General features: G+C 69.8%; 23 protein-coding genes, 1 tRNA gene and 1 pseudogene. 14 read left to right on the top strand and 11 right to left on the bottom strand.

Annotation, left to right across the window (positions count from 1 at the left end; translation table 11 throughout):
• The first annotated feature begins 21 nt into the window (after nucleotides 1–21).
• A complete protein-coding gene (locus KBX63_RS28085) occupies nucleotides 22–378 on the top strand; it encodes an STAS domain-containing protein (RefSeq protein ID WP_210916436.1) in 357 nt (118 codons plus the stop codon).
• A gap of 13 nt (nucleotides 379–391) precedes the next feature.
• Here KBX63_RS28085 and KBX63_RS28080 read toward each other — a convergent pair whose 3' ends face one another.
• Complete coding sequence (locus KBX63_RS28080; protein WP_374102278.1) at nucleotides 392–1,666, bottom strand: MFS transporter; 1,275 nt, start codon at nucleotides 1,664–1,666, stop codon at nucleotides 392–394.
• Between the two features lie 50 nt (nucleotides 1,667–1,716).
• On the opposite strand from KBX63_RS28080, the gene KBX63_RS28075 reads away from it, so the two are divergent.
• From KBX63_RS28075 to KBX63_RS28060, 4 genes are all read left to right on the top strand, one after another.
• Complete coding sequence (locus KBX63_RS28075) at nucleotides 1,717–2,409, top strand: FadR/GntR family transcriptional regulator (protein ID WP_210916435.1); 693 nt, start codon at nucleotides 1,717–1,719, stop codon at nucleotides 2,407–2,409.
• Nucleotides 2,410–2,448: 39 nt separating this feature from the next.
• Entirely contained in the window at nucleotides 2,449–2,910 is a 462-nt protein-coding gene (mscL, locus tag KBX63_RS28070; RefSeq protein WP_210916434.1) for a large conductance mechanosensitive channel protein MscL, read from the top strand.
• A 79-nt stretch (nucleotides 2,911–2,989) separates the two neighbouring features.
• On the top strand, nucleotides 2,990–3,241 hold the full coding sequence (locus KBX63_RS28065) for a hypothetical protein (RefSeq protein ID WP_210916433.1): 252 nt from the start codon (nucleotides 2,990–2,992) through the stop codon (nucleotides 3,239–3,241).
• Between the two features lie 51 nt (nucleotides 3,242–3,292).
• Nucleotides 3,293–3,664, top strand: coding sequence for a hypothetical protein (locus KBX63_RS28060; protein WP_210916432.1), 372 nt, complete (start codon nucleotides 3,293–3,295; stop codon nucleotides 3,662–3,664).
• A 239-nt stretch (nucleotides 3,665–3,903) separates the two neighbouring features.
• Here KBX63_RS28060 and KBX63_RS28055 read toward each other — a convergent pair whose 3' ends face one another.
• Nucleotides 3,904–5,256 carry a benzoate/H(+) symporter BenE family transporter gene (locus tag KBX63_RS28055; RefSeq protein ID WP_247663453.1) on the bottom strand — a complete coding sequence of 451 codons (1,353 nt, stop codon included), beginning with the start codon at nucleotides 5,254–5,256 and terminating at the stop codon, nucleotides 3,904–3,906.
• A gap of 54 nt (nucleotides 5,257–5,310) precedes the next feature.
• Here KBX63_RS28055 and KBX63_RS28050 point away from each other — a divergent pair, with 54 nt between their 5' ends.
• The 7 genes from KBX63_RS28050 (at nucleotide 5,311) to KBX63_RS28020 (ending at nucleotide 11,211) form a co-directional block, all read left to right on the top strand.
• Entirely contained in the window at nucleotides 5,311–5,871 is a 561-nt protein-coding gene (locus KBX63_RS28050; RefSeq protein ID WP_307871869.1) for a helix-turn-helix transcriptional regulator, read from the top strand.
• A 103-nt stretch (nucleotides 5,872–5,974) separates the two neighbouring features.
• Entirely contained in the window at nucleotides 5,975–6,694 is a 720-nt protein-coding gene (locus KBX63_RS28045) for a PP2C family serine/threonine-protein phosphatase (RefSeq protein WP_210916430.1), read from the top strand.
• A gap of 103 nt (nucleotides 6,695–6,797) precedes the next feature.
• The gene (locus KBX63_RS28040; protein ID WP_210916428.1) at nucleotides 6,798–7,136 is read left to right on the top strand and encodes a PadR family transcriptional regulator; all 339 of its coding nucleotides are present in this window, start codon (nucleotides 6,798–6,800) and stop codon (nucleotides 7,134–7,136) included.
• Nucleotides 7,133–7,978, top strand: a complete 846-nt coding sequence (locus KBX63_RS28035) for an ATP-binding cassette domain-containing protein (RefSeq protein ID WP_210916427.1) — start codon at nucleotides 7,133–7,135, stop codon at nucleotides 7,976–7,978. The genes KBX63_RS28040 and KBX63_RS28035 overlap by 4 nt, the downstream gene beginning before the upstream one ends.
• Entirely contained in the window at nucleotides 7,975–8,667 is a 693-nt protein-coding gene (locus KBX63_RS28030) for a hypothetical protein (RefSeq protein ID WP_210916426.1), read from the top strand. Before KBX63_RS28035 ends, KBX63_RS28030 begins: the two co-directional genes overlap by 4 nt.
• A gap of 68 nt (nucleotides 8,668–8,735) precedes the next feature.
• Entirely contained in the window at nucleotides 8,736–9,926 is a 1,191-nt protein-coding gene (gene eis, locus KBX63_RS28025; protein ID WP_210916425.1) for an enhanced intracellular survival protein Eis, read from the top strand.
• A gap of 82 nt (nucleotides 9,927–10,008) precedes the next feature.
• Nucleotides 10,009–11,211 carry a hypothetical protein gene (locus KBX63_RS28020; RefSeq protein ID WP_210916497.1) on the top strand — a complete coding sequence of 401 codons (1,203 nt, stop codon included), beginning with the start codon at nucleotides 10,009–10,011 and terminating at the stop codon, nucleotides 11,209–11,211.
• 12 nt (nucleotides 11,212–11,223) lie between these two features.
• On the opposite strand, the gene KBX63_RS28015 is transcribed toward KBX63_RS28020, so the two are convergent.
• Together KBX63_RS28015 and KBX63_RS28010 are read right to left on the bottom strand one after the other, a co-directional pair.
• A complete protein-coding gene (locus KBX63_RS28015; protein WP_210916424.1) occupies nucleotides 11,224–12,306 on the bottom strand; it encodes an NAD-dependent epimerase/dehydratase family protein in 1,083 nt (360 codons plus the stop codon).
• Nucleotides 12,307–12,447: 141 nt separating this feature from the next.
• Nucleotides 12,448–12,750: a hypothetical protein gene (locus KBX63_RS28010; RefSeq protein ID WP_210916422.1), complete on the bottom strand. Its 303-nt coding sequence runs from the start codon at nucleotides 12,748–12,750 to the stop codon at nucleotides 12,448–12,450.
• A 231-nt stretch (nucleotides 12,751–12,981) separates the two neighbouring features.
• On the opposite strand from KBX63_RS28010, the gene KBX63_RS28005 reads away from it, so the two are divergent.
• A tRNA-Lys gene (locus tag KBX63_RS28005) sits at nucleotides 12,982–13,053 on the top strand.
• Between the two features lie 106 nt (nucleotides 13,054–13,159).
• On the opposite strand, the gene KBX63_RS28000 is transcribed toward KBX63_RS28005, so the two are convergent.
• From KBX63_RS28000 to KBX63_RS27975, 6 genes and pseudogenes are all read right to left on the bottom strand, one after another.
• Nucleotides 13,160–14,380: a tyrosine-type recombinase/integrase gene (locus tag KBX63_RS28000; RefSeq protein WP_210916420.1), complete on the bottom strand. Its 1,221-nt coding sequence runs from the start codon at nucleotides 14,378–14,380 to the stop codon at nucleotides 13,160–13,162.
• Nucleotides 14,380–14,575 (bottom strand): annotated as a pseudogene (locus tag KBX63_RS27995) (excisionase family DNA-binding protein). Before KBX63_RS27995 ends, KBX63_RS28000 begins: the two are co-directional and overlap by 1 nt.
• The gene (locus KBX63_RS27990; RefSeq protein ID WP_210916416.1) at nucleotides 14,572–16,140 is read right to left on the bottom strand and encodes a replication initiator; all 1,569 of its coding nucleotides are present in this window, start codon (nucleotides 16,138–16,140) and stop codon (nucleotides 14,572–14,574) included. The pseudogene KBX63_RS27995 and the gene KBX63_RS27990 overlap by 4 nt, the downstream one beginning before the upstream one ends.
• Before the next feature lie 860 nt (nucleotides 16,141–17,000).
• A protein-coding gene (locus KBX63_RS27985; protein WP_210916496.1) for an IS3 family transposase occupies nucleotides 17,001–18,145 on the bottom strand; the annotation gives its coding sequence in 2 pieces (ribosomal slippage) (nucleotides 17,001–17,872 and nucleotides 17,872–18,145; 1,146 coding nt in all).
• An 872-nt stretch (nucleotides 18,146–19,017) separates the two neighbouring features.
• Nucleotides 19,018–19,227: a hypothetical protein gene (locus tag KBX63_RS27980; RefSeq protein ID WP_210916414.1), complete on the bottom strand. Its 210-nt coding sequence runs from the start codon at nucleotides 19,225–19,227 to the stop codon at nucleotides 19,018–19,020.
• A 482-nt stretch (nucleotides 19,228–19,709) separates the two neighbouring features.
• Nucleotides 19,710–20,627: a copper transporter gene (locus KBX63_RS27975; RefSeq protein WP_210916411.1), complete on the bottom strand. Its 918-nt coding sequence runs from the start codon at nucleotides 20,625–20,627 to the stop codon at nucleotides 19,710–19,712.
• Nucleotides 20,628–21,735: 1,108 nt separating this feature from the next.
• Between KBX63_RS27975 and KBX63_RS27970 the strand changes: the two genes are divergently transcribed.
• Nucleotides 21,736–22,296 (top strand): hypothetical protein, encoded by a 561-nt coding sequence (locus KBX63_RS27970; protein WP_210916409.1) that lies wholly within the window; start codon nucleotides 21,736–21,738, stop codon nucleotides 22,294–22,296.
• A 1,533-nt stretch (nucleotides 22,297–23,829) separates the two neighbouring features.
• Here KBX63_RS27970 and KBX63_RS27965 read toward each other — a convergent pair.
• Complete coding sequence (locus tag KBX63_RS27965; RefSeq protein ID WP_210916407.1) at nucleotides 23,830–24,627, bottom strand: TIGR04255 family protein; 798 nt, start codon at nucleotides 24,625–24,627, stop codon at nucleotides 23,830–23,832.
• Between the last annotated feature and the right edge of the window lie 534 nt (nucleotides 24,628–25,161).

Here is a 25,161-nt window from a genome sequence, read left to right as displayed (position 1 = left end):
CGATAACAGGAGGTCTGGCGAATGTCCTTGACGGTGCACACGGAACAGCGCGGCGACGTGGTCGTCGTGTCGGTCGCGGGCGAGCTGGACATGGCCACCGCACCCCAGTTGCAGGACCAGATCACCGACCTGCTCGACAAGGGCCGCAACCGGCTGGTGTTCGATCTGGCGGACGTCTCGTTCTGCGACTCGACCGGCCTGTCGGTCTTCGTCCGCGCCAAGAACAGCTGCGACGAGGCCGGCGGCGTGGTGCGGCTGGCCGCCCCGCAGCGGGGGGTGCTGCGCATCCTCGAGGTGAGCGGCCTGGTCGAGGTGCTGCACACCTACCCGACGGTGGATCAGGCCGTCGCCGGCGAACCGACGCCGGCCTCCTCCTGACCGCTGCCGCTCCTCACTCGTCCTCGACGTAGCGGGGACGGGCGATCGCCATGCCCGCCGCCGTCTGCACGGCGAGCGCTACCAGCAGGAACCCGATCGGTGCGGTCCAGCCGCCGGTGACCTCGTAGAGGATGCCGACCAGCAGCGGGCCGAGGGCGGCGATCACGTACCCGGTGCTCTGCGCGAACGCGGACAGCGCGACGGTCCCCTCGGCGGTCCGCGCGCGCAGGCCGATGGTGGTCAGGATCATCGGGAACGCGCCCTGGCCGATCGCCAGCAGGATCACCCAGAGCAGGGCAGCGCCGTGGGGGGCCAGCGCCAGCCCGAGGTAGGCCAGCGTCGACGCGGTGGTCAGGCCGAGCACCAGGGGGCGCAGCGTCGCCAGGCGGCCGGCGAGGGTGGGCATCAGCAGCGCGATCGGCACGCCGAGCGCGGTCACCCCGGCGAGCAGCAGCCCCGCCGACTCGGGCTGGTAGCCGGCGTCCCGGAACAGCTGGGCCAGCCAGCCCATGATCGCGTACCCGCTCAGCGACTGGGCGCCGAAGTAGACGGCCATCGCCCAGCCCAGGCGGGTCCGCTCCGGCCGGACCCGCGCCGCCGGGGCGACGGCCGCCGTCGGGGTCGCCCGCCGCGCGGCCGCCCGGGTTCGCAGTGCCAGCGGCACCCACGGGAGTACGGCCACCGCGGCCATCGCGGCCCAGATACCGAGCCCGGCCCGCCAGGATCCGAAGGCGTGCGCGATCGGCACCGCGGAGGCCGCGGCCACCGTCGTGCCCGCGGTCAGCGCCATCGTGTACGCGCCGGTGATCAGGCCGGTGCGGTGCGGGAAGTGCTGCTTGACCAGCATCGGCAGCAGGATGTTCGCGACCGCGATGCCGGCCAGCGCCAGCGCGCTGGTGAGCAGGAAGACCCAGGTCGAGTCGGTGGCGACCCGGAGCACCTGACCGGCGACGAGGGCGAGCATGGCGACCACCAGGATCCGGGCCGGCGCCACCCGGCGGACCAGCCACGGGGTGAGCGCGCCGAGGCCGGCGAACGCGATGGTCGGCAGGGTGGTAACCAGACCGGCGGTGGTTCCGGAGAGCCCCAGCCCGTCCCGGACCTCGTCGAGCAGGGCTCCGAGGCTGGTCACCACGGCGCGCAGGTTCAGCGCGACCAGCAGCATCCCGACCAGCACGAGCGCGCCGCCGGTCGCCGGGTGGGTCCGGCGGCCCGCACCGGGGTCGCGCGCCGGGCCGGGCTCGACGAGGGCGGGAGGCGCCGGAGCGGCGGTCGGTGGCGGGGTCATGACCTCTAACCTACAATCATGGGATGAATTTGGGACCGGTGATGTAACCAGTGCCACCGTCGGTCGATTCCCTGTCCGCGCCGCCGGTGCCGCCCCGCGGCCACCGGGTCCGGCAGACCATCGAGCAGCTCCGGGCCCGGATCCTGGGCGGCGAGTGGCCCATCGGCGGGCGCATCCCCACCGAGCCACAGCTGGTCGCCGCGCTGGGCGTCGGGCGCAACACCGTCCGCGAGGCGGTCCGCGCCCTGGTGCACGCCGGCGTGCTGGAGTGCCGGCAGGGCTCCGGCACGTACGTGGTGTCCACCGACGAGCTGGCGCCGGTGGTGGCCCGCCGGCTCGGCGACGACCGGATGACCGAGGTGATCGAGGTGCGGCGCGCCTTCGAGGTGGAGGCCGCCCGGCTCGCCGCGCTGCGGCGTACCCCGGAGGACATGGCGGCGCTCGACGGCGCGCTCGCCGAGCGCGAGGCGGCCTGGCTCGGCGGCCGGGTGGACGCCTTCGTCGAGGCGGACGCGGCGCTGCACACCGCGGTGGTCGCCGCCGCGCACAACGCCATGCTCGCCGAGCTGTACGCCTCGGTCGGCGCCGCCCTGCGCAGCACGGTCGCCCAGGCGATGGGGGACGCGCTCACGCCCGAGCGCTACGTCGACCACGCCCGGCTGGTCGAGGCGATCCGGGCCGGCGATCCGGGCCGGGCAGCGATCGAAGCCGGCGCTTTTCTGGAGCCCGCCGGAGGGGCATAGGTTGTGCCGGACGGAAAACCGGACACCTCGGGAGTACGGATGCTCAAGGGCTTCAAAGACTTCATCATGCGCGGCAACGTCATCGACCTGGCGGTCGGTGTCGTCATCGGCGCCGCGTTCACGGGCGTGGTCACCGCTCTCACGACCTCGTTCCTCAAGCCGATCATCAAGCTGGTCGGCGGCGGGGAGGATCAGTTCGCCGGCCAGTGGAAGATCAGCGAGGGCAACTACATGGACTGGGCGGGGTTCATCAACGCCCTGATCACCTTCCTGCTCACCGCGGCGGTGCTCTACTTCTTCGTGGTGTTCCCGATGAACAAGCTGGCCGAGCGGCGCCAGCGGGGCGAGGAGCCGCCGCCCTCGGCGCCGAGCGAGGAGATCAAGCTGCTCACCGAGATCCGGGACGCGCTGCTCTCCGCCGGCCACACCACCCCTGGCCAGCAGCGCGGGGCGCTGGACGACGTGCTGGGCCGTCGCACGGAGCCGCCGGCGCCGCGCTGACCGACGGATGCACATCGGCCCCTGTGGGATTCCCGCAGGGGCCGCGCCTTCTCGTACGTGTGTTCGATAGAGTCCGCCCATGGAGCAGCGGAAGCACTGGTGGAACGGGAAATGGGGGCGGCTGGCCCGACGGGACGTCTTCCTCCGGGTCGACGCCGACCGGTGGCACGTCGAGCAGCGGGCCGGCGGCGCCGAGGGCATCTCCCGGTTCTACGAGTACGGCAGTGCGGACGAGGCCGAGGAGACGGTCCGGGCGCTGCTCGAGGGGCCGGACACCTGGCGCGAGCTGTCCCCGCGCCCGCCGGGCGGCTGGACCCTCCCACATGGCTGAGCGGCTGGGCGGCGGCGTTTAGCGGCGTACCGCCCCGGGAACCGCGGTGGGATGGATCAGCAGGACGAGCAGCAGGCGACCATCTCGCGGATCACCACCGGGATGCCGGTGATCGACCCCGCCGGCACCGAGGTCGGGACCGTGGACCTCGTCCAGCGGGGCGACCCGAACGCGGTGACCGTCCAGACACCGGCCGCCGACCCGGGCAGCAGCCTGGACGAGCTGATCGAGGCCACCGCGGTCGAGGAGCCCGATGTGCCGGCCGATCTGGCGGCGCGGCTGTTGCACAGCGGCTACCTGAAGGTCTCCACCGAGTTGGTCGACGCCGGCGCGGTGTACGTTCCGGCCGACCGGATCGCGGCCGTCGCGGACGGCCGGGTACGCCTCGCGGTCGGCGTGGCCGACCTGCCCGCCGAGGAGTGATCCCCGCCTTACCCTCTGCCGACCCCCGACGCGCCCCCGCGTTTCGCGGACGGGGCAGGCGGGAGTCGGCCACCCCAGCCGGCGCCTTTGGAGCTGATGTCGCAAACGATTCAGCCAGCGGATGTCGTAAGCGACTCAGCCAGCGGATGTCGTAAGCGACTCAGCCCAGCGGATGTCGTAAGCGACTCAGCCCAGCGTGATGTCGTAAGCGACCCAGCCAGCGTGATGTCGTAAGCGACTCAGCTCGAAAGGAAGGCGGACCCGGGCCGGCCGGAAGCCGGCGGCGGGTCGGGCAGCGCCTCGGGTCCCGGCTCTGCCGGGGCAGTCCTGTCGGCGACCGGGCCGGAGCCGACCGCGTACGGTCCGGCGGCCCGGTCGGCTCCGGCCCGGTCGGCCCGGTCGGCCCGGTCGGCCCGGACGGGTCTGTCCGGTGCGGCGGGTGGGCGGCGGTGGAAGAGCAGCAGCATCAGGCAGCCGGCGACCAGACCCCAGAACGCGCCGCCCACACCGATCAGCGTCACCCCGGAGGCGGTCACCACGAAGGTGACCACGGCGGCCTCCCGGGTCGCCGGATCGGCCACCGCCGAGGCGAGCGCGGTGGCCAGGGCGCCCAGCAGCGCCAGCCCGGCGACCGCCTCGATGAGGATCGGCGGGGCGACCGCGACCAGCGCGGTGGCGACGCCGGCGCCCAGCCCGAGCACGGCCAGGCCGACGCCGGCGGTGACCGAGGCGACCCACCGGCGCTCCGGGTCCGGGTGGGCGTCGGGGCCGGCGGCCAGCGCGGCGGTGATCGCCGCGAGGTTCACCGCGTGCCCGCCGGCCGGGGCGGCCAGCAGGCTGGCCAGACCGGTGGCCCGCAGCGCGGCGCCGAACGGTGGGCGGTAGCCGTAGCCGACCAGCACCGCCATGCCGGGCACGTTCTGCGCGGCCATGGTGACCAGGAACAACGGGAGGGCGAGTCCGACCAGCGCGGACGCGTTCCAGGCCGGCGCGGTCAGGGCGACCGACGGGACCAGCGCGGCCCCGGTCAGGCCGGCTGGCGGCGCGGTCAGCGCGATCGCCGCCACCGCCACCAGCAGCGCGCCGGGCACCGCCCAGCGGCGGGCGTACCGGTGCAGCAGCAGCCAGCCGACCACCACCGGGCCGGTCACCGTGGGCAGCTCGACCAGCGCGCGGACCGGCGCGGTGCACAGCGGCAGCAGCACCCCGGCGAGCATCGCGCCGGCCACCGGCTTGGGGATGGCGGCCACCGCCCGACCGAGTGGCGGGAACAGCCCGGCCGCCACGATCAGCAGGCCGGAGACGAGGAAGGCGCCCACGGCGACCGGCCACCCCCCGGGCGGCGGCCCGGTCGCCACCAGCAGTGCCGCGCCCGGCGTCGACCAGGCGACGCTCATCGGCATCCGGTGCCGCCAGCCGAGCCAGGCGGCGGCCAGCCCGGACGCCACGCAGAGGGCGAGTAGGCCGGAGGCCGCCTGCGCATCCGACGCGCCGGCCGCCCGGAGTCCGGCCAGCACGACAGTGAACGAGCTGGCGAAGCCGACCAGGGCGGTCACCACCCCGGCCAGCACCGGTTGCGCCCGTCCGACCATCCCGCCCTCCCACTGTTCCGTTTACGGAACGACAGCGTGTAGCACGATAGCCGGGTGCCGCACCGACCACCAGCCCACCGTCCGGGCCTCGACGTGGATCCCGCCGTCGTCGGCCGCCGGGTCCGCGCCCTGCGCGAGGAGCGGGGGATCTCGCTGTCCACACTCGCCCGACTCGCCGGCGTCGGAAAGGCCACCCTCTCCGGCCTGGAGCACGGCACCCGCAACCCGACCCTGGAAACGCTCTGGGCGGTCACCGCGCAGCTCGGCGTACCGCTGACCGCCGTGCTGGCCGAGCCGGCCGCCGCGCCCACCGTGCACGGCACCGCGGTCAGCGCCACCCTGCTTGAGGTGTTCACCGACGCCGACGCGACCTACGAGCTGTACCGGATGCGGGTCGCGCCCGGACCGGGCCAGCTCTCCCCCGCCCACCAGCCGGGGGTCACCGAGCACGTCACCGTCTTCGCCGGAGTGCTGCGCGCCGGCCCGGCCGACGCGCCGCTGATCACCCCGGCCGACGGCCACATCAGCTGGGTCTCCGACGTGCCGCACAGCTACACGGCGGTGGGCGACGAAGAGGTCGCCGCCAGTCTGCTGCTGCGCTATCCACGCCGCTGAACCCCGGCCCGGTGGGCCCGAGCGTGGACATCGTCATCATTTCTCGGCCCTTCCCAGTAGTGCGTAGAGACGAAGGCGGGGTGTTCTTGGCAAGCTTGACCCCATGACGCTGATCCTCCGCTCGGTCATCCTCAACGACATCGGCCTGATCCGGACCAACAACGAGGACTCCGCCCTCGCCGGTGACCGCCTGATCGCAGTCGCCGACGGCATGGGTGGGCTGCCCGCGGGTGAGGTGGCGAGCGAGATCGTGATCCGGATCCTGGACGAGCTGGCCCCGCCCACCGAGCCCGACGGGGCCGCCGACGCCCTGCGCGCCGTGGTCAGCACCGCCAACCAGCGCATCCACGCCGCCATCACCGTCGACCCGACCCGTGAGGGGATGGGCACCACGCTCACCGCGGCCCTACTGGCCGCCGAGACGCTGGTGCTGGCCCAGGTCGGCGACTCCCGCTGCTACCTGCTGCGCGACGGGGAGCTGACCCAGCTCACCAGGGACGACACCTTCGTCCAGTCGCTGGTCGACCAGGGCTCGCTCTCCCCCGAGCAGGCCCGGCACCACCCGCAGCGGTCCCTGGTGACCCGGGCCGTGCAGGGCGCCGACACCCCACCGGCGATCGGCGTGCTCACCGTGCGCCCCGGCGACCGGCTGCTGCTGTGCAGCGACGGGCTCTCCGACTACGTCGAGGACGAGGCCATCGGCGCGGCGCTGGGCATGTACACCGACCGCCAGCAGTGCGGCGAGCAGTTGGTGAAGCTCGCCCACCACGCCGGCGCGCCGGACAACGTCACCGTCGTCGTCTCCGACGTCGTCGCCCGCTAGACCTCGCCCGGCCTGCTCGGAGTTCCGCGGGACCGGCCGTGACGAGTTCCGTCGGTCCGGTAGGTAGTTGTGCCATCTAGGTTGCACCGCTAGTGTCCGGCGGGTGGATTCCGACCGGCGCGGGCAGTGGCTGCGGGGGGTGCTCGACATCTGCGTCCTGGCCCTGCTGGCCAAGCGCGAGTCCTACGGCTACCAGCTCGCCCAGGCGCTCGACGCGGCGGGCATCGGGCCCATCCAGGGCGGCACCCTTTATCCCGTGCTGCTCCGTCTACAGAAGACCGGCCTGGTGACCGCGCAGTGGCGGGAGGGCGCCGGCGGGCCGGCCCGCAAGTACTACCGGCTCACCGTCGACGGGCATGCGGCGCTCCGCGAGGGCGGCAGCGCCTGGCTCACCTTCGTCGGGCCGGTGAACGACATCGTCACGAAGGGGGTCGCCCGGTGAACGCCGACGATTGGCTGCGCACGCTCGCGGCCGAACTGCACCAGCGCCGGGTCGCGGCGGACGCCGCCCGGCACGTGGTCGCTGAGGCCGCCACACACCTGCGCGAGGGCGGCGGCGACCCCTGGGTCGTCTTCGGGCCACCCCAGCAGTACGCGGGCGCGATCGTGGAGAGCATCGGCACCGCGCCAGGACCGCGCCCCGGGCCGGTCCGGCTGCACGCCCGGGGCATCACCAAGCGGTACGGGCGGCGGACGGTGCTGCACGACGCGACGCTGACCGTCCGGGCCGGACAGATCGCCGCCGTCATCGGCGCGAACGGCTGCGGCAAGAGCACGTTCCTGCGGATCTGCGCCGGACTGATCTCACCCGACGCCGGCGACGTGACCGTCTCCGGGCAGCTCGGCTACTGCCCGCAGTCCGGCGGCACCGCGGACTTCCTGCTCGCCGACGAGCACTTCGTGCTGGTCGGGGCCGGCCAGGGCGTGGCCCGGGGGCCAGCCCGCCGCGCCGGCCGGGCGGCAGCCCGACAGCTCGGGTGGGAGGCCGGTGGGGACGTGCAGGCCCGGCACCTGTCCGGCGGCACCCGGCAGAAGCTCAACCTGACCATGTCCACCCTCAGCCAGCCGGACGTGCTGCTGCTCGACGAGCCGTACCAGGGCTTCGACCAGGGCACCTATGTCAACTTCTGGGACCAGCTCGGCCGCCTGCGGGACGCCGGCACGGCGATCGTCGTGGTGACCCACCTGCTCAACCAGCTCGACCGGGTGGACACCGTGCTCGACCTGACCCCCGCACAACAGACCGGGCGCCGCGCGCCCGCCGTCCAGGGAGGCCACCCGTGAACCGGCTCGTCACCGTCGCCGAGATGACCCTGCGGGAGCTGCTGCGGCGTCGGGGCGTACTCCTGCTGTTGTTGTTGATGCCGTTGACCTTCTACCTGATCCGGCGGGACGCCTACCTCGGGCAGTCGGTCCGCTCGCTGCTGCTCGGCGTGGGCTGGGCGGTGAGCACCGCGGCGCTCTTCGCCACCACCGCGGCCCGCGAGCTTGAGCCGAGGCTGCGGCTGGCCGGCTACCGCCCGCACCACCTCTACCTCGGTCGGATGCTCGGCCTCTGGATGGTGGGGCTCGTCATCTCCGTACCGTTCTTCCTGCTCCCCATGGTCGACGGCGCGGACCTGCGGTACGGCGGCCTGGCCGCTGCGCTGCTCTGTTCGGTCGGGGTGGCGGCGCCGTTCGGGATGCTGATCGGTGCGCTGCTGCCGCGCGAGCTGGAAGGGACGCTGCTGCTGCTCACCGTGGTGACGGTGCAGATGCTGATCGACCCGGCCGGCTCGGGGGCGAAGTTGACGCCGTTCTGGTCGACCCGGGAGATCGCTACCTGGGCGGTGGACCACACCGACCAGGGCTACCTCGCCCGAGGAGTGCTGCACGGGCTCGCCGTCACCGCCCTGCTGGCCCTCGGCGTGGCCGCCGTGGCCAACGTCCGACTGCGCCGCCGCCGGCACCTGCGGCACCTGCCCGTCGGCTGACCGGCGCCGCCGTGGTGGATCCCGCCAATCCGGTTGCTCCGAGGTGCACGGCAGGTTGAGATGAGCGGATGACCATCCGCCGGGTGACCGCCGACGACCGTCTCACCACCAGCTTCCCGCTGGCCGCGTACGCCTTCGAGTCGTCACCGCTCGGTGCCGCCCGGATCGAGGCGTTCCGCGACTACCTGCACTACCACGAGGGCAACCGGACGCTGATCGCCGAGGAGAACGGCGAGACGCTGGCCGCCGTCACGGCCATCCCGATGCGGCAGAACCTGCGCGGGATGGTGCTGCCGATGGCCGGCGTCGCCGGGGTGGCCACCCATCCGCTGGCCCGCCGCCAGGGGCACGTCCGGACGCTGCTGCACCAACTCCTCGACGAGATGCGCGACGAGGGGCATGCGCTCAGTGCGCTCTACCCGTTCCGGCCCAGCTTCTACGCCCGGTTCGGCTACGTCGGGTTGCCCAAGCCGCGAAGGGCCACCTTCACCCCGGCCAACCTGGGGTCGCTGCTCCGCGTGGACCTGCCGGGCGAGGTGGGCTGGGAGCGCATCGCGACCGGCTATCCGGCGTGGAGCGCGTTCACCGAGCGCTGCCTCCAGGCGCGGCACGGATTCGCGACCTTCCCGGACTACCGGGCGGTCGGGCTGCGCGACCGGGACGAGTACTGGCTGCTCACCGCCCGGGTGGCCGGCGAGGTCACCGGCGCGGTGACCTACCGGATCGACGAGCACGGCGGCACGCTGCACGGCAACGAACTGCTGGTCACCGACCCGCTCGCGCGGGCGCTGCTGTTGCAGTTCTTCTCCCGGCACGTCGACCAGGTCGAGCGGATCACCGTCCAGGTGCCGCCGGACGAGCTGCCGGAGCTGTGGTTGACCGACCTGGACGTACACGTCGAGGCGCGAACGGCCGTGCCGAGTTCGTCCGCCCCGATGGCCCGGGTGCTGTCGCTGGACGCGTTGAGCGGGCTGCCGACCGGGCCCGGCCGGGTACGGATCGAGCTGACCGGGGACCGGTGGTTGGCCGGCACCCACCTGCTGGACGGCACGACCGGGACGCTGGAGGTCGTCGCCGACACCGCCGGGAGCGCGCCGACCGCCACGCTCACGGCCGCCGGGCTCTCCGCCCTGGCGTACGGGGTGCTGGATCCGGCCGAGCTGCCGCTGCGAGGGCTGGGCGAGGTGCCGGCGGACGCCGCCGCGGAGCTGCGGGGCATCTTCCCGCGCCAGGTGCCGTACCTCTTCGCCGACTTCTGAGCGCCCAGCCTTAGCCGCGGGTTAAACCGGCATGGCGGATTCGCTCCGGCGCCGTCGCGGCTCCTAGCATCACGGGGTGCGCATGACGTCGCTTGTCGCCCTGCTCGTCCTCGGTGTCGCCACCGCGACCCTGCCCGCCTGCGCGCCCGACGACCAGGCTCCGGCTGCCTCGCAGCCCACCCCGCCGGCCGAGCCGGAGGCGCTGGCCACCGGCGAGCAGGGCGTCGCCCCTGCTGCCCGGGACGGCCTCGGCGGCCCGGGGGCCAGCAAGAGCCCGAAGCCGGCCGGCAAGGCGCTCGTGGCCGGCAACCCGAACGGCAGTGCCACCGTTCCGGGCGAGGCACGGGCGGTGGACACCTCGAAGCCGACCCGGACCATCGGCACCGGCACCCCGGCGAGCTGCACGTCCGCGGCGGTGGTGAAGGCTGTCGCGGCCGGCGGCATCATCACCTTCAACTGCGGGCCGGCCCCGGTGACGATCAAGATGGCCGCCACCGCGAAGGTCCGCAACGCCAACGGGCCGAAGGTGGTGCTGGACGGCGGCGGCAGGGTGACGCTGAGCGGCCAGGGGCAGCGCCGCATCCTCTACATGAACACCTGCGACGAGGCCCAGGGCTGGACCACCTCGCACTGCCAGAACCAGGACCACCCGCAGCTGACCGTGCAGAACCTGACCTTCGCCGACGGCAACTCGACCGGGGACGAGGTTGAGGGCGGCGGCGGTGGGGCGATCTTCGTGCGCGGCGGGCGGTTCAAGGTGGTCAACTCGCGGTTCGTCCGCAACCGCTGCGACCGGACCGGCCCCGACCTGGGCGGCGCGGCCATCCGGGTGCTGAGCCAGTACGAGAACAAGCCGGTGTACGTGGTGGGCAGCACCTTCGGCGGCTCAGCCGGCCAGGGCGGCTCCTGCTCCAACGGGGGCGCGCTGAGCAGCATCGGCGTTTCCTGGGTGGTGCTGAACAGCGTGCTCAGCCACAACGAGGCGATCGGCCGTGGCGCCAACCCGGCCAAGTCCGGCACGCCCGGCGGTGGCAGCGGTGGCGCGATCTACTGCGACGGCAACGAGTTCACCGTGCGGATCGCCGGCACCGTCATCGAGAACAACAAGGCCAACGAGGGCGGCGGCGCGATCTTCTTCGTCAGCAACAACCGCACCGGCACCATGACGATCGAGAAGTCCACCCTGCGCCGCAATCCGAGCGCCAAGTTCGAGACCCGGGGCTTCCCCGGCATCTTCTTCCTCGGCGCCCGAAACCCCACCGTGAGCGGCTCGAAACTGAGCTGACCAGGGCGTACCTCAGTAGGGGTTGCCCTGGCCGGCGGCGCGGGCGCGGAGCAGACCGCCCGGCCGGCCGGGCAGGTTCGACGCGCCGGACAGCGGCGGGCTGCCGGTGTGGTCACCGCCGGCCATCCCGGCGAAAAGTTCCCTGAGCGCGGTGAGCGAGCTGATCTTGGGCTGCCAGTCCAGCTCGGTCTCCGCCCGCTCGCTGGACATCAGCGGCGCGTTCAGGCCCAGTTCGACCCAGCCCGCGTCCACGGGTTGCAGCCGCGCCCGCCAGGTCAGCGCCGCCGCCACCCGCAGCACCGGCGCGGCGACGGGCACCGTCCAGCCGTGGAAGTGCCGGGCCACCAACTCCGGGGTGAGCACCGGGTCCGCGGCGACGTTGAAGGCGCCGCGCGCGTCACCCAGCACCGCCCGGGCGTACGCGTCGGCCACGTCGTCGGCGTGCACCGCCTGCATCCGCAGCCGGCGGTTGGTGGGCACCAGTGGGATCCGGCCGAAGCGCAGCAGCCGCACCGGAGCCAGCGGGCCCAGGAAGTAGCGGGCGATCTCCACGCCGGCCTCCCGCTGGAAGATCAGCCCAGGTCGCAACCGGACCACCCGGAGCGCCGGGTGGTCCCCCTCGATCCCGTCCAGCAACGCCTCGACCTCGGCCTTGTGCTCGCTGTACGACGAGCCGGGCACCCCGGTCGCCGGCCAGCGCTCGCTCACCGGGTGGTCCTTCGGGCCGGGCGCGTACGTGCCGACCGAGGAGGCGTACACCAGCGCCGGCACGCCCGCCCGGACCAGCGCGTCGAACACCGCCCGGCTGCCGTCGACGTTGGTGCGGCGCAGCACCCGCTGGTCGTGACTGGGCTGAATCTGCCAGGCCAGATGCACCACCGCGTCGGCGCCGGCGAACACCTCGGCCAGCTTCCCGCCCGCCCCCGGAGCGCCGATGTCGCAGGAGTGCCACTCCACCTGGTCGTACGGCTCGCCAGCGTCCGGGCCGGGCAGCCGCCGGGCCACCCCGACCAGCTCCACACCCCGTTCCCGGCGCAGCCGCCGCAGCAGCGCGGTACCGACGTTGCCGCTCGCCCCCACCACCACGATCCGCATGTCCGACCCCGTACCCGCCCAGCCGCTCGTCAACCGCCGCTCCGGCCCGGGCCTGGGCCTGGGGCCTTGATCGACTCGATTTCCTGGAAGTCGGCCCGTCACCGTGGTCCGGACACCCCGACTTCCCGGATGTCGAGTCGATCAAGGGCGGGGCGATTCGCGGACCCAGCCGTGCTTCTCCTTGCCCCGCCGCCCAGCCGTGGCCGCCAGGCAACGCGGGCAGATCCAGCCGACCGGGTCGGCCTCGGTGAGCACGTCGGTGCCCGAGTAGTCGAAGCGCACGTGCGGAAAGCGACGCAGCCGGGTCCGACTGAGCGCCAGGCCGCACACTGTCTGGTTCTGGCCGGGCAGCCAGGCGTGCACCTCCCCGCCCGGCTCGCGTACGCCGTCCGGCCCGATCTCCTCCCCGGACGCCGCCACCGCCGGGGCGCTGCTCAATTTCATGCCCCTCCTGGTTCCCCGCCCGCCCGCACCCATGCACCGCGGCGGCCGGCACATGCCGCTTGATCCACTCGCTATCGCCGATATGGGGTTGGGGTTGTCCAGTCCGCCGGACGCCACCAGGTCGCCGACCTGGTGTTGATCAACCGGGTTGCGCGCCGGTGAGACCAGGCATCGACGGTCGGCCGGAAGCCGAGAATCGTCGGCGGGCACCGTCCGGTAACCTGAGCGCGCGGGCCGCTAGCTCAATGGCAGAGCTGTGGACTTTTAATCCATAGGTTCAGGGTTCGAGTCCCTGGCGGCCCACTCTTTCGCAGGTCAGCGGCCCTTTGCGGGGTCGCCGTCTTCGTGGGCGCGGCTCGTACAGCAGGGGAGTACAGCAGTAGCGCAGCAGTAGCGCAGCAGTAGCGCGTTACCGGTCCAGTGCGCTGCCGAGTCGCTTGAGGGCGTCGCGGGTGGCCGCCGAGGACACCACCGTGTAGATCTCCATGGTGATGGCGAACTGCGCGTGCCGGAGGATCTGCATCGCCACCCGGGGGTGCACGTCCAGGTCGGCCAGGAGCGAGGCGCAGGTACGCCGGGCGTCCCGGACGGTGATCCGCCGGGCCCGGGCCGAGTCGCAGCGCCGGTCCCAGAAGCGGTTGAAGTTGCGCGGCTCAACGGGCCGGCCGTAACGGGTGGTGAAGATGAGGTCCGACGGCTGCCAGGCCGGGCCGACGGCATCCCGGGCGACAGTCTGGGCGGCTCGGCGGCGGTGGAGCGCCACGGTGCAGATGTCTGGCAGGGGCAGGGTGGCGTCCGAGGCGGCCGTCTTCGTCTCCCGGTGCAGCAGCTCAGCACCGACCCGCTGGAGCTGCCGATCGATGGTCAACTCCCCCGCGTCAAGGTCGACGTCAGCCCACGTCAGCCCCAGCATCTCGCCCTTGCGCAGGCCAAGCACCAGGACCAGGACGTACGCGGCGTAGAGCGGATCGTCGTCGGCGCGGGCCGACTCCAGGAAGCGCCGCGCCTCGTCGCTGGTCCACGCCTTCCGCTTGCGCTTTCGTACCGGTGGCAGCTTCACCAGGGACGCGACGTTGCGGGAGATCAGCCCTTCGGTGATCGCCTGGGACAGCAGCGTCCGGAGCACGGTCCGCAGGTGGGTGACGCTCGTTGCCGAGGGCAGATCCTGGCAGCAGCGGCCGAGGGCACAGCAGCGACGCTGGGCGGCCTTCCGCCGCTCGTCCTTGCCCTGGGCGCAGCACTGGCAGGTCCGCCCGACCTCGTTGATCCACGTCTGGACGTCGCTGACCCGCAGCTTGTCGAGCCGCTTCCGGCCCAGCCCCGGCACGAGGTAGAGCCGGACCACCACCTCGTAAGTGACGTAGCTGCCCGGGGCCAGGTTCGGCTTGACAATCTCCCGCAGCCAGTAGCTGGCGTACTCCCCCACCGTCGGGGAGCGCGTTGCCACCGGACCGGCCTTCGCTTGCCCATGCAGCTTGATCCACTTGTCGTGGACCTCCTCGCGGGTCTTGCCGTAGACCCACTTCCGGCCCCGCTTCCCGTCGGGCTTCTCGACCCAGACGTAGGCGGCGAACCCGTTGCGGTAGGGGAAGATCGAGCCTTCGCCGTTGGCACGTGCGCGTGCGGGCATCAGGCGGCCTCCTGGCGTTCGACCTGCTCGCGGATGTAGTCGTCGACCCATTCGGGGAGGATGCGGCGGTACTTGCCGTCCTTGATGGAGCGCAGTTCGCCGGTGGCGATCTTCATCTTGACCTTGGATGCCGAAGCCGAGCAGGACGGCGACCTCGGCGGGTGAGTACCAGCGCGGGGTGAGGTCTCGGTTCATGCGGCGGCCTCGAGGAGCCAGGCTTCGTGGGCGAGTTCTTCCCGGCCGACGCGTCGGCTCTCTCGTCGCTGTCTGGCGGCGGTGTTGGCGAGCAGGGCGTCGCCTTCGGTGAGCCAGCCGGACCCGATGTAGGTGAGGGTGCCGACGGTGATGGCATCGGTGGTGTCGTCGTCATCGGTGCGGCGGTAGGTGGCTCGGGTGCCTCGGAGCAGGCCGAAGGTGACCGAGTAGCGGCGGGCCTTGGTGAGGAAGTGACCGCCGAAGCCGAGCATGTGTGCCCAGCGGCGCAGCCCGGCGTAGAAGTTTGGTTTGGTGTCAAGGCTGCCTTGACCGTCGCCGGCTGCTGCGGCGCCGCTGGTGGTGTCGGTGCCGGTGGGTCGTCCGAGGTGCCAGCAGGCGTCGATGAGGCGGGCGAGGTGGTCGCCTTCCGGGTCGGCGTAGTCGTCGATGGTGGCCGGGGTGAGCCGGGTGAAGGAGCGCCCGGTGGATTCGGTGGCCTTGGTGGCGTACTTGGCCAGGTAGGCGGCCACCTTGCCGTCGGTTAGCTCGCCGCCAGCGCTGTTGATTCGGCGGACGTCGACCTGCTCGCCCCAGGCCACAAGCCAGCCTTGCGGCCGGTCGGGGTGTGCGGGTGTGGTGAGGGTGATCCGGGAGGCTGCGACGCGGACGGCTTCCTCCAGGTCGTCGGCGGCGATGCCGGCCGGTGGCGGCACGAGAGCGTCCGGGTCGTCGGGGGCGACGCCGTCAAGGCGCAGCAGGACGTGGAAGTGCACGGCTGCCCGGCACTGCATCTCGGCGACCTTGCCGTGCGACACCCGCACGGGCGGCACCCGTCGCACCTTGCCGGAGTCGGTGACGCCCTGAAGGAAGGGGATGCCGCGTCGGCGGCAGAGAGCGGCGAGGTGCCGTTCGATGGCCTGTTTCGTGCGCCTCCACAGCTCGCCCGAGAAGTAGTTCCAGACGGCCTGGTGGCCATGGTCGTAGCAGTCCAGGCACAACGGCTGACCAAGCCGCGGATCGTCGGTGTCGTGACGGGCGAAGCACGCCGCGGGCTGCCCGTGCTGGCAGGTGCCGGCGGCACTTCGGGCGCGGCAGGGAGCCGGGCGGCAGTCGCAGCGCTGCCGGGTAGCGCAGGTGTGGCGCGGAACGTGGCGGTGGTGAACCGCACCAAAAGATGGGGCGGTGAAGGTGGCGAACACGACCGGGTGCCGGCCGACCGAGGCGGGGACACCCTTGCCGCCGGTCAGGCCGCAGCGGACGACTTGGTAGGCGTCGCCTTGGTAGACCCAGGCGCAGTCCGGGCACTGCGATTGGCGGCGGTTGCCGCACGCCTTGTACAGCGCCCGGTCAGGCAATTCGTCGGTGTGCTGGTCGATCAGAACCCGGCCGGTGTCTCGCTCTACGGCAGCGATGGTGCCGGATAGGCGGATCGGACGAGAGCAACCGCCGGCGGAAGCGGTGTGCTCCAACCAGCCGGAGAACTCCGGCGTGGCGGCGCGGTGCAGGGCTTGGGCGTCACGGCCGCTGGCGACGCCGGGACGGTACAGGGTGAGCGGGGTGGACACGATCTTCTCCTCTGGGGGTGGCAGGGACGGGAGACGAAGCACCACCAGCTGTGGACGTTGGTCCGCTGGTGGTGTTCGTCGTGTCTCCTGGCACCGCCGGGAGGGCGGCTGACGCCGGAGGGCGGGTTCGTGGTGATGCCACGTACCGCCGATGGGGCATGTCCTTTCGCACTGCTCATGGAATCGGTGATCGGGGCCGGCACGGGTGGGGAGCCTGGGATATATCGGCATCCGGCGGGGTGCCGCGGGCTGCCCCACCCGTGGACTGTGCGAATCCGGGCCATCGTGGACGGCAGGGCAGGCCGTCCTGGACCGCTCAGCGGATTCGGGAGACCGGCGCAGCGGCCGGTGCGATCGAGAGCCGGCGGGACGTGGCCCGCATCAGCGGCAGGAAGGCCGCTCGGAACCTCTAACGTCGAGTCCAGCAATCCGGCAGGATGGCCGCGCTGACGTGCTCGACGAGGGCCAGAGTAGCAGCGGGTACCGACACGTCCACCCGTCGTGATCCCTTGGCCCTGGGTGGGACGGCCGAATGCCCGTCGTGCAGGGCTCCAATTGATCGTTACCGATCAGCGTCGGATGATCCATGACATGTCCGTCTGAGTGATCATCACGCGTCTTACCAGTCCGGCTCGTGGATGTCCTCTTCGAGGGCTTTGATCGTGCTGTAGAAGGTGGTGTAAGGCCAAGGTGGTCTCTCGGCCGCGCGTTTCCAGGTGAGGTGGACGAGGGCCCAGCCCCCAGAGGCCAGTTCCACAACGATGTCGTCTGAGGCCCCGGACCTGCCGATGACCTCGACGGGTTGGTTGTGTAGGGGGGGGGACTGCCCCGGGTTTGGTTGACTCGCGGGGTTGAGTGGTTCAGGCCGCGTGTGCGGGCTGGTTGATTGTCTCAAACTCGATGGGCGTGAGCCGGCCGAGGCGGCGTTGCCGTCGCCGGCGGTGGTAGGTCCGTTCGATCCAGGTCACGATCGCCAGGCGTAGGTCGTGGCGTGTTTGCCAGCGTTGCCGGTCCAGGACATTGCGCTGCAGCAGGGCGAAGAACGACTCCATGGCGGCGTTGTCCCCGCAGGCGCCGACGCGGCCCATCGAGCCGGTCAACCCGTTGCGGTGCAACGCTTTCACGAATTTCCTGGACCGAAATTGGCTGCCCCTGTCGGAGTGCACGATCGTCGCGGCCGGGTTCCGCAGCCGGGTGGCGTTCGACAGCGCAGCGACGGCCAACGAGGCTTTCATGCGGGTGTCGATGGAGTAGCCGACGATCCGGCCGGAGTACACGTCCTTGATCGCGCACAGGTAGAGCTTGCCCTCGGCGGTGGGGTGTTCGGTGATGTCGGTCAGCCACAGCTGGTCGGGGGCGTCGGCGGTGAAGCGGCGCTGCACCAGGTCGTCGTGCACCGGGGGTCCGGCCCGCCTGGTCAGCCCCTTGCGCTTGGCGAAGACCGACCAGATGCGCTGCTGTGAACACAGCCGCGCGACCCGGTTGGCGCCGGCGGTGATGCCGTGGGCGGGTAGTTCGTCGGCGATGAACCGGTAGCCGAACGCCGGGTCGTCGGCGTGGATGTCGAGGGCGGCGTTGATCAGGTGAGCGTCGTCGAGGTGTCGCTGCGAGACCGGCTCGGCGCGCCACGCGTAGTAGGCCTGCTTACTGAACCCCAGCACCCGGCAGGTCACCGCGACGGGGATCCCGTCCGCGGCCAGGTCACCGACCAGCGGGTACATCATTTTGGGGAGATCTCCTTGGCGAAGTACGCCGCGGCCCGCCGCAGGATCTCGTTCTCCTGTTCCAGCACCTTGTTCCTGCGGCGCAGCTCCCGCAGCTCCGCCGACTCGCTGCTGGTGGTCCCGGGACGGATGCCGTCCTCGACGTCGGCGAGCTTGAGCCAGCGGTGCAAACAGGCCTCGGAGATCCCGAAGTCCTTCGCGATCTGGGCGATGGGGGCCTCGCCCTTACGGGCGACCGCGACGACGTCACGGCGGAACTCCAGGGGGAACGCTTTCGGCAGGACAGACATCCTTCCAGCGAGGAACGCATCCTCACAGGTCAGGAGTCAACCGAACCGGGGGCAGTCCCGGGTGCCCGGCTGCCACCTCGGTCAGAAGTTGGGCGTGCAGTGCTTCACGTTGTTGGTGTTCGGTTGGGCCACCTCGGCGTAGGTCCCGCCATGGGTCGGTAAAGACGGGCTGTTCGTCCACCGGGTCATCGTCGCGTAGCTCGCGCAGGTTCGGACTCGCGGGCTCGAACCATCGCTTGGCGGAGCGTCACGCATCATCTGAAGCCACCATCTAACAGATCGAGCGGAGTACGACAGCCAGCTACCGGCTGATGTGGGAGGACTTTCTGTACGTCTATCAAGGCGGCCCTGAACGGGCCGCACGCGCCGCCGCCTGGGCGCGCGTCCGTCGCTCCGCTGGCGCTCCGACTCCGGCCACGCAACACGCCCGGCGGCTGGCGCGGAAGCGGGGAGCCCAAGGGGCCGCCGCAGCACGACAGGCCGTTGATGAGCTGAGGTGGTGGGCCGGCAGCCGGCCGGGCCGCACGGCCACGAGCCCGCGCGGCGTAGGGGAGGGCACGCCGGCCGCGTCGGCGAGCTGGCGGCGGTCGCGGAGTTGCGGTTACTGCGCCTCCGGCGGGGGCGCTCGGGCTCCGAGATGGTTGAAGACCCGTCGGCGGGTTGCGGTCCGTGGGTGGTTGCGCGGGCCATCCCGCCCGCCGTCGACCCGGGCAAGCCGAGCAGACCACCGCCCGACCCGCCAGCGTCCGTACGAGCCGTCAAGGTCCGCTTGACGTGGCGGGCCGGGCGGCGGCCCGCTCCCCTGAGGGCGGGTCGACGGCAGACAGTGGATGGCGTTACGCCGTCGGTCTGGCGTTACTGCTCTAACGCCTTGACCTCTTGGTGGCCTCCTTGCGCACCGACGGAAGCAGAGCGGCAGTGGCGACCATGATGGCCGCGACCTCAGCGCCGGTCAGCTTCATGAAGGTGGTGGCCACCCAAGTGAGGACCAGGACTACGACGACGGCTGCGACGGGGGCGGTGACTTCGCTGTGCGGGATGACTATGCACCCGCTGATGGGCTTCCTGTTCACCGAGGCCGAACCTCTTTCTCAACGCGTGGACTGGGCAAGTGCCCTGGCCAGATTCGCAGTCCGACCGGAGCGAGACTCAGTATGCGATAGCTACCGCCAACTCCAAGCCGGTCGGGGGTCACTAAGACGCCTGTCCATACCACACGCGTAGGACAGCACCGCCACTCGGCATTCAGCGGCCCTGAGCTGCAAAAATGGCACTTGAGCGTCGGAGTGGATCTGTGACTAAGGTCACAGCCCGTGCCCCCTGTTGCGGTCTATTTTTTCGTCGTGTATCGCCTGTCTCGGGCCTAGTGAGCATGCTTGTAGCGTTGACTCATTACACCCCCGAACCCATACTCGGGTCGACGGACCGCTTGCTTGGCTCAACGCGTGGACTGGGTAAGGGCCGCATGGGGGGCTCTGGGTCGCAGCTCGGAGCCCCCAAAGCCATCCTTTGTGGGCTCCTCTGACGGTCAGCGGTCCTGATGAGGTCGTGAAGCTCATCCGCCGGTGATCGTTTGCCGTGGAATGAGGGCGTCAGCGTCACCGGCAGTGCCGTAGCGGCCTCCCCGGTTGGCGGTAATCCGCTCAGCCAGGGCGAGCGCCGCTACGACCTGACCTTGCGCGCCAGCTACACCGTCTACCGTCGAGATCCGTGCATGGAGCGCTTCGTCGCCGCGGACTATCCCGATAGAGCTGCCGTCACCGGAAATCGTGCCCGCCAAGACGGTCGGACCGATCATGGCGATCTGTGCGACCATGGTCACGATCGCGGCGTTCCGCTCGGCTGAGTTTCGCTCCACGTACGGTGCCGCGGTCACCAGGACCGCCCCATCTGAGGGGCCATCGAGCTGCTTGGGTGCGGCGAGGTATCCGGCGTTCGCGAAGGCAGGCATCACCGTTGGATGGTGGGCGCTGGCCGGTCCGAGCAGAGTCGTGGCCAGGAGGGCGCTGGCGGTTTCGACTCCGTTGCTGTTGCCCGGCAGAGTGATCGGCGGAGGGCTGCTACGGCGGGTCAGCCCAAGCAGGTCCAGACTGTTCTTCGGGTCGAAGAATGCTTCCTGGATGTGAATGGGCCCGGATACGGCGGCGCCGGCCAGTTCAAGCTTTTCGATCACGCCCTCGGCGCGGTCGCGTCCGGATGGCGTCGTCAGCACCACGATCCGACGGTTGGCCAGCGTCCCGCGCAGTACTGCGGGCGCCGTGTCGTTGATGTAGTCGTCCTTACGGCTCGCCTCCTCTTGGAGGTCATCGGTCGTCTGACGAAGCTGATCGTTAGTCTTGTGCGCTGCATCGATGGAGCCCCGGAGCACGTCGGTGGCGTAACCGTTCGCTGCGGCGGTACCGAATACCGCACCGACCGCCAGGGCGACAAACACCGCAGCAAGCGAGATGACGTGGTAGCGAAAATTGATCATCGGCACACCTTAATGACGAGGTCCGTACGAGTCACTGGGACAACCCGCGCGGTGCGAGCCCGCCCGCCGCCAGCAGGAGAGCGGCGGTTAACTGGGTGATCATTCGGCGGCTGACGACAGGCGACTCTAAACGGCAAATTCGCCGTGGTCAGCGGCATCCAGCGCCCATCATCCGCCACTGCGAGGCAGTCCCGGCGATGCGGCAACGGTAGCTGTTGACAGCAACGATGACAGCAACCGCGCCGGACGCGAGGGTCCGGCGGCAGCCGAATAAGGATCTTCGTTCGAGGCCACGGACGCTGCCGGACGCTGGCGGACGATGTGCACAGAGCTTGTAAGCAAGCTGTCGTCAGGAGCCAACTTGCCACAGACTGAAGCGCCTCACGCGGGCAGCGCGCCTACCGACGCCGGTACCGACGAGTTCGTCTGCCGTCACCCGCGGCAATAGTGGCGCCCGCGGCATACATCAGGCCGAGAAGGCAGCCGATGGTGGCACCGATTTTTACGGACCAGTTAGGGTCGCCCCACGCAGCACAGGTACACATGACCAGAGGCACGGCCGTCACGATGAAGACGAACCACGCCCCAGCAGGTGATAGCGGTGGATCAGACCTGCGTCCCATATGGGAGTCCTTCCAGTGGCCACACTCTCCGAAAGGGTCCACCCTGGGTGCCTACCTTTGCTAGCGCAACCCTGCTGGCGTAGAGCGTGCAGCGGGAGGCAGCAAGGAGGCAGCAGCCCCCTCGGTCCACGCCACATAGGTTCCAGGGTTCAAGTCCCGCTTCGCCGCCTGGGTGACCAACTGGGTGACGACGGACGTGAGCAAGGCTGGGACGTCTGCTGCTCGCGCAGCTCATTGGCCGCTGACCGGTTCTTCCGGACGCAGCTGCCGCATCAGGCCAAGTCACCCAGTGCCAGATACATCGACGGCCGAGCGACTCAGAGCTCAGGGGCGCGGCCGTAGACTGCCTCCGCACAATCCGCCAACCGGAGGCTCCGAGCGTGACATCGCAATCTGACGAAGGCCGGGCTGGGCACGGCCATGTGCGAGCAGTTGGCCATCCGCGCTGGTGGTTGTGGGCGGGTGTCAGCGGAGCCGTCGTACTGGTGATCGGCCTCGTCGCGTTCCTCCGGGCACAGGGACTTGAACGCGCCGACAGGTACAGCAGCATCATCGCGGCGTTTCTCGCAGTCGCTACGCTCATCGTTGGCGCGCTCGGCTGGCTGCGGCGGCGGCAACGTCCGGCCCATGCCCATCACTCGCCGTGGGGAACAGAGGAAGCCGAGATTGTCAACAAGGTTTCCGCCCCGTCTGAGTCGCCAGCTTGGCCGGAACACTTCGACGGATACAGACTCCTACGCGAGGAAAGCGGCAGCGTCCGAGTGTTCGGCGGGCAAGGTTTGGCGACAGTTATGGGCTTTCCGGCGACGATGAATGGTTGTGCTCACCAGCGGTTTTTCATCCGCTGGCGCACTCTCGGCGGGCAATCTGTCGCCGCATCGCTGGTATCCGTGCCGGATCTGATAACCGTCGAACCCGCCGCCTACGGCTCCAGCGGCTGGATGTCGTCAGACGGATGCGGGCAGCCCGCCTGGGAACTAATCCACGACGACAACTCCTTAGTAGACGTCCAGCTAGCCTGGCAGGTTTGGATCCCCACAGCATGACGTTGCGCCCAATACTGATACAGATCGCCATAGGCCGACTGACGCCCCTTGCTGGCGATCTCGCCACAGATCCAGCACGCGCAAGGCAAGATCCGGCACATGCGCGGAATCATCAAACGGATCGCTGGAGAGCCTTTGTGCGTTCATCCTGGTAGGACGAGGGGTGCTCCGGTAGGCGCTACACCCTTCCTAAACCGTGTGCGCCGACGCCGCCTCGGAGACGATAGGAGGCGCGGCAGACCCGTTCGGGGCACAGATGGGGCACAAGACACCGTCGAACGTCGTCAACCAGCCAGTAACGATGGCAACCCGCGATGCCCTGTGAGCAGGCGTCACCGGCCGTTCACGCTGGTGGGGGGACAGCGGCTTTATGTTCCGCTTCAACGTCTGACACTTGGGCCGGGTGACCAGCTGGATGACGACGGATGCGGGCAACGCCGGATGTTTGTGGACGTCGGCAGACCGTTCGGACAGCTCAGCCCTGCTGCTCGCGCAGCTCGTATGCGGCTGGTGGTTCCCGCGGGAGGAAGAAATCAAACTCTGTCGCCGAGACTCCTTCGGAGCTTGGCATCTACAGGAGCCTCGGGATGGACGCCATCTAAGCGCTCGCCGGTTCGAAACTCTTGAAGTCGTCGATACCTTTGGGGAGTCCTACTCGCATAAAGTAGCGAGCAAAGCTCTGGGAGAGGTGCTCGCGGTAGGGTGAGCGCAGCCGAAGCCGATTCCCAGACCGAGCGGCGTGAGCTGACACATAGGTCAACGGTAGCGAGTGAACTCTCCGGAAGTCGACGAGAGACCAGGCGAGCGAGAGTTCGCCCGAGTAAGGTCTCAAAACAAAGTAGGCGGGATATCTGCCGGCGATGCATTTCGCACGAAAGTCTTTTCCGTAACCCGGGTTCGGCGCCAAGGTGCGGTAATCGTAAAGCTCCGCCAGTAGGACGTCATCGACCTTCCCCTGGTTCTCCAGATCGCATGACTGGGTAAGCACCACCAAGTCAACCTCATGTGCTAATGCCGGTACACGAGCTGCCCCTGGTTCCGCTGAGATGTCCGGGACGAATACTTCGCAGCCTCGTAGAATGTCGCCTTGCCGCAACCCGTCGCCCGAGCATATCTCGTACCAGATGTCGCTACTCATCGAACTCCGATCCGGGTTCGACGAGATCCTCGTCTGGGAGTGTCAGCAGGGGAAGCCTCCTAGAGCGTGCCGTCACATGCAGCATCACCGGCCGACCGGAGTCTCTCGGAATCGATGGAGTGATCGAGTCATCAAGCAGTTCGTCGGGTGCATCGTCCTGGCCGTGGCCTGTTCGCGGGGCCAGTCGCGCCGATGCTTCCATCAAGAGAGAGACGACGCTCTCTACCAATTCGGAGTCCTGTGCCAGCCCCACGCTTGAACCACGTAGGCTACTAATAACTGTTGCTGGCCTCGCATGGAGTCCGGAGATGTCGACGGAGCGCGCTCGCGGATGAAACGGCATGACGTAGCCAGAAGATTTTACCGACCGCAATTTCGGGCTTCGCTGAGAGGTGCTAGGCGATTTGGTCGGCATCGAAAATCTCCCTTAGTTTGTTGGTAATGAGAGATTCGAAGGCTGCGCGTTCCCGCCCTCGTAGGTCCGCCAGATTGGAGTCCGCATTTTCGAAGGGTGTCTTATCTCGCCAACGCAAGTCAAGGTCGAGCAAGAAGACGGCCGCTTCGGGATCGTCTGAGTTGACCGATGCCCAGGTGAAGGCGATTCTCGCCGGAATCTCCTCATAGTAAAGTTCCATACGATCGAAGAATGCCCCGAGGTTGGGCGGGAAGCCCGTGGCCGGCAAAGCCTGTGCCACCGTGAAGTATTCTTCGAATGCGACAGTTGGCCCAGGAAGCTTAATCCTATTTACGTAGCGCAGCCCTATCGAGGAAATACACTCCGGGCGCGCAACTTCGCAATATTTTTCTAAGGCGTCCGTTGCTCGCGCGTGGAGCGATTCCCAGCCTTCGTAAGGTGCCAAACTGTGCACACTGAGAACCGCAGGCCCAACCATTAATAGCTTGTTGTCGGAAGAGAATACGACTCGCTCGGACTTCTTCGAAACGGTCAGCGCCAAGCCCTGGTTGGGTGGATCCACGCCGTCCGCGCCCTCAGTGCCCCAATTCGCTTCCACAATCTCACGCTGCTGAGGCTCGCCAGGATAGGAGTCCCGGACGCGCTCGTAAAGCCGACCGGGAATTGTCAGGTTCCAGTCCTCACCGCCACCAAAGGTGAACTCAACGATCGCCTCAATGATCGGCGGGTGCTTGTACACCCGGCGCGCATCAAGATCGATGATGCTGCTGGACGTCACGTGGTTTCCTCCCGGCTGGACCTGCACCCATCATCGCGAATCATGCCAGCCCTGTCTGCCCCCCGTACGGTCCACTCGCCAGTAGACAGGGAGGTTTGGGCAGAACCTCTGCCATCCGCCTGTCCGGCAGACGGGCAACGCTGCTTGCCGGACAGCCTCGACGGAGACCAGTTCGTCGCGGGCTGGTTCGGACCGCTTTGCACGGGCCAGCGGCAGCTAGTACGGCAGCCGCCGTTTGAGATGTTGCTGGTGGGGGCCGGTTAGACGAGGTGCGGCCACCGCGTGATCGTCTGTATGTTGTGGACAAACTTTCAGATTTGGCGGTGGCCGCGTGCCACAGCGTAAACCCTGCCCGGTGGGGGCAGGTCCTGGCCGGGGTGTGCGATGCGTTCGCGGGTCGGTTCGGGCGGGTCGAGCCGCGTCGGGCGGCGGTGGCGTTCGTGACCGGTCTGTTGGCCGAGATCGAGGTCAAGACGTGTTGGCAGTTGGCGGAGCAGGCCGGGCATGCCCGCCCGGATGCGATGCAGCGGTTGT

Origin of the sequence: Micromonospora sp. U21, from assembly GCF_018070045.1 — a bacterium.
GTDB lineage: Bacteria > Actinomycetota > Actinomycetes > Mycobacteriales > Micromonosporaceae > Micromonospora.
The sequence above is the reverse complement of the archived record's forward strand: the minus strand, read 5'-3'. Positions and strand labels throughout refer to the sequence as shown.

Excerpts from the sequence above, each read along its gene's own strand:
- KBX63_RS28085 (WP_210916436.1), top strand. The coding sequence starts at position 22 with ATGTCCTTGACGGTGCACACGGAACAGCGCGGCGACGTGGTCGTCGTG.
- KBX63_RS28080 (WP_374102278.1), bottom strand. The coding sequence starts at position 1,666 with ATGACCCCGCCACCGACCGCCGCTCCGGCGCCTCCCGCCCTCGTCGAG.
- mscL (WP_210916434.1), top strand. The coding sequence starts at position 2,449 with ATGCTCAAGGGCTTCAAAGACTTCATCATGCGCGGCAACGTCATCGAC.
- KBX63_RS28065 (WP_210916433.1), top strand. The coding sequence starts at position 2,990 with ATGGAGCAGCGGAAGCACTGGTGGAACGGGAAATGGGGGCGGCTGGCC.
- KBX63_RS28060 (WP_210916432.1), top strand. The coding sequence starts at position 3,293 with ATGGATCAGCAGGACGAGCAGCAGGCGACCATCTCGCGGATCACCACC.
- KBX63_RS28055 (WP_247663453.1), bottom strand. The coding sequence starts at position 5,256 with ATGGTCGGACGGGCGCAACCGGTGCTGGCCGGGGTGGTGACCGCCCTG.
- KBX63_RS28045 (WP_210916430.1), top strand. The coding sequence starts at position 5,975 with ATGACGCTGATCCTCCGCTCGGTCATCCTCAACGACATCGGCCTGATC.
- eis (WP_210916425.1), top strand. The coding sequence starts at position 8,736 with ATGACCATCCGCCGGGTGACCGCCGACGACCGTCTCACCACCAGCTTC.
- KBX63_RS28020 (WP_210916497.1), top strand. The coding sequence starts at position 10,009 with ATGACGTCGCTTGTCGCCCTGCTCGTCCTCGGTGTCGCCACCGCGACC.
- KBX63_RS28015 (WP_210916424.1), bottom strand. The coding sequence starts at position 12,306 with ATGCGGATCGTGGTGGTGGGGGCGAGCGGCAACGTCGGTACCGCGCTG.
- KBX63_RS28010 (WP_210916422.1), bottom strand. The coding sequence starts at position 12,750 with ATGAAATTGAGCAGCGCCCCGGCGGTGGCGGCGTCCGGGGAGGAGATC.
- KBX63_RS28000 (WP_210916420.1), bottom strand. The coding sequence starts at position 14,380 with ATGCCCGCACGCGCACGTGCCAACGGCGAAGGCTCGATCTTCCCCTAC.
- KBX63_RS27975 (WP_210916411.1), bottom strand. The coding sequence starts at position 20,627 with ATGATCAATTTTCGCTACCACGTCATCTCGCTTGCTGCGGTGTTTGTC.